Origin of the sequence: uncultured Mycobacterium sp., from assembly GCF_964249325.1 — a bacterium.
In the GTDB taxonomy this organism is placed as follows: Bacteria; Actinomycetota; Actinomycetes; order Mycobacteriales; family Mycobacteriaceae; genus Mycobacterium.
Window position 1 is genome coordinate 1 of sequence record NZ_CAXUCH010000377.1, and the last position, 2,753, is coordinate 2,753.

General features: G+C 67.2%; 2 protein-coding genes. Both read right to left on the bottom strand.

Annotation, left to right across the window (positions count from 1 at the left end; genetic code table 11):
* Positions 1-109: 109 nt before the first annotated feature.
* The gene (gene cydC / locus ACFE99_RS24700) at positions 110-1,807 is read right to left on the bottom strand and encodes a thiol reductant ABC exporter subunit CydC (protein WP_375489456.1); all 1,698 of its coding nucleotides are present in this window, start codon (positions 1,805-1,807) and stop codon (positions 110-112) included.
* Positions 1,794-2,753: ATP-binding cassette domain-containing protein (locus ACFE99_RS24705; protein ID WP_375489458.1), on the bottom strand; the 960-nt coding region annotated here is incomplete at its 5' end. The genes ACFE99_RS24705 and cydC, both read right to left, overlap by 14 nt.

Here is a 2,753-nt window from a genome sequence, read left to right on the forward strand (position 1 = left end):
GTGTGCTGACCGCACAGGCGCCACGGTGATCGGCTTTCCGGTGTGCCTGCCGAGGGTTCGGGCCTATCCGACGGCGTGTCGGCGGATCTGTCCGAGGAATCTGTCATGGCTAGCGCTCCACATCGGCCGGCGTGGACAACCGGCAATCAGCGTACTCGTCGTGACCGATGCGTAGTTGCGGACACCGAATGCCGTTGGGCAGCTGGTGGGTTGCCACCACGACGGTCCGCCCGGCGGTCATCAGCCCACCGTCGGGGGAAAGCAGCTCACGCAAAAGGGCTTCGGCGTCAACGGCGTCGAGGTGTTCGGTCGGCTCGTCGAGCAGCAGGACACGGGCTGGCGAAATTACCGCACGGGCCAACAGCAACCGCCTCCGTTGGCCCGCTGATACCGCATGCCCGCCGCCCGTCAACACCGTCGCAAGCCCATCAGGCAGGCCGGCCAGCCAGTGACCGAGGCCGACGCGGTGCAGAGCCTCGATCAGCTGGTCGTCGCCGCAGTCTCCGCGCGCTACCAGCAAGTTGTCCCGGACGGTGGTGGCAAAGATATGGGCGTCCTCTGCGAAAAAGCCGACTTCCCTGCGTAATTCACTTTCGCTCAATAGGTCCACCGGCGTGCTATTCAACTCGACACGGCCGTGCAGCGGTGGCAGCAACCCGGCCAGCGTCATCAACAGCGTGGTCTTGCCGCAGCCGCTCGGACCGGTGACCGCCAGCCTGGCGCCGGGCGGCAAGTCGACGCTCAAGCGAACTGCATTGGTCGCGTCCGGGTGCCCGGTGCGAATATCGGTGGCCAGCAACCGCGGTGACTCTTTGGTCCTGGGCGATGCAGCGCCGTTAACTGGCTGCGTATCACCGCACTGAGTCAGCTCGCGCAGGCGGCAAGCAGCGATCCGCGAGCGGGTCAGCTGAATCGCGGCCGCCGGCAGCGCAGTGGTCGCCTCGAACGCCGACAACGGAAGCAGCATCAGGATCGCCAGGGTGGTAGGCGCGACGGACGACGCCATCCCGATACCGGCGATCACGGCTCCCAGCATGCTGAACCCGATCGCGGCTGTTGGCACGGCCTCGGCGACGGCGGCCGGTTTCGCCGCTAGATCGAGTGCGCCCGCCCAACGTCGGTGCTGTCGCGTGGATTCCGCGATGACGTCGGACAGGATGCCACCGACGCGCAACTCGGGTGCATGTTCCAGCGCGATCATCGCTGAGGCGTTGCGATCGGAAAGATGTTGGTGGGCAACGTTCTCCTGCGCCGTTGTAGCTGCAGCCGCCAGATAGGGCGCCACAACGCCTGCGGCGAGTAAACACACGGCCAGCACCAGCGCCGCCGCTGGCGAGATGGCGGCGACGACCGCAGTCGCGGCCATCCCCAGTACTGTGGCCACGGCGATCGGTAACACCGCACGCACCAGCACATCGGCCAACTCGTCGACATCTGCACCGAGCCGGGTTACCAGCTGGCCGCTGTGCAGGCGTGCCACGACGCCGACCGGTCCATGGGCCAGGCCTCGATAGATCCGGGCGCGGGCGTTTCCGGCTGCCCGCAATGCGGTGTCGTGGGTGGCCAACCGCTCGCAGTAGTGCAGCACGCCCCGAGAAATCGCCAGCGCCCGAACCGCCACGACCGCCACGGACAAGTCGAGCACCGGCGGCATCTGCCAGGCCCGCGTGATCAGCCACGCCGAAATTGCGGCCAATGCCAGCGCGCTGCTCAACGACAGCACCCCAAGTGTGACGGCGAACACCAGACGGGGAAGCCGTGGCCCAAGCAGGCTGGACGCGGATAACAGCGGATCAGATGTACGCATAGCGCTCCGCGCTCACTTCGACGACCTGATCGCCGATCGCGACAACCGGTTCGCGATGAGCGACGACCACCACGGTGGCTCCTGCTCGCGCACGCTCGACGACGGAACGCAACACCCAGGTCTCGGTGTCGGTGTCGAGGTGGGCGGTCGGCTCGTCCAAGAGCAGCACCGGCGCCGTGGACCCCAGCGCACGTGCCAGGCCCAGGCGTTGACGTTGTCCCAGTGACAATCCGACCCCGTCGCGCCCCAGCGTAGTCTGCAACCCGTCCGACAACTCGGCCAGCACAGTGGCGAAACCTGCTGCAACGCAGGCTGATCCGACGTCGGCAAGCTCACCGAAGAGGTTCAGGTTGGCGGCGACAGTTCCCGGGATCAGCACCGGGCGTTGCGGCAGCCAGGACAACTGTCGCCACCACCGGTCGCGGTCGAGGTCGGCGATGTCGATACCGGCCACGGTGACCCGACCTTCGTTCGCCGCCGTCAGGCCGGCGATGACCTGCAGCGCAGTACTTTTACCGGAGCCGTTTGGGCCGGTCACCACGGTGACCTGGCCGGGCCGGATCACGGCGCTGAGATTCGCTGGTGCGTTGCCGTCGCGACCGGTGACACTGAGGTTTTCGAGCCGGATCACCGCCCCGCATGCGGATACGGTCCGGCGTCCGGTCGAGACGCTGGTCGGCTGGTCGAGGAGCGCGAAAGCTTTGGCGGCTGCCGCCTTGCCGTCTTGGGCGGCATGGAATTCTGCGCCGACGCGGCGCAACGGCCAGTACACGTCGGGAGCCAGCAGCAAGGCGGTCAGACCGGCGGTCAGACTCATCTGCCCGAACACCAGGCGCAGACCGATAGTGACGGCGACCAACGCGACGCCCAGCGTGGCCAGCAACTCGAGCACCAATGCCGACAAGAACGCGATCCGCAGCGTCGACATCGCGGAACGGCGGTGGGC

Coding starts and splice junctions, on each gene's coding strand:
- cydC (WP_375489456.1), bottom strand. CDS start 1,807: ATGCGTACATCTGATCCGCTGTTATCCGCGTCCAGCCTGCTTGGGCCA.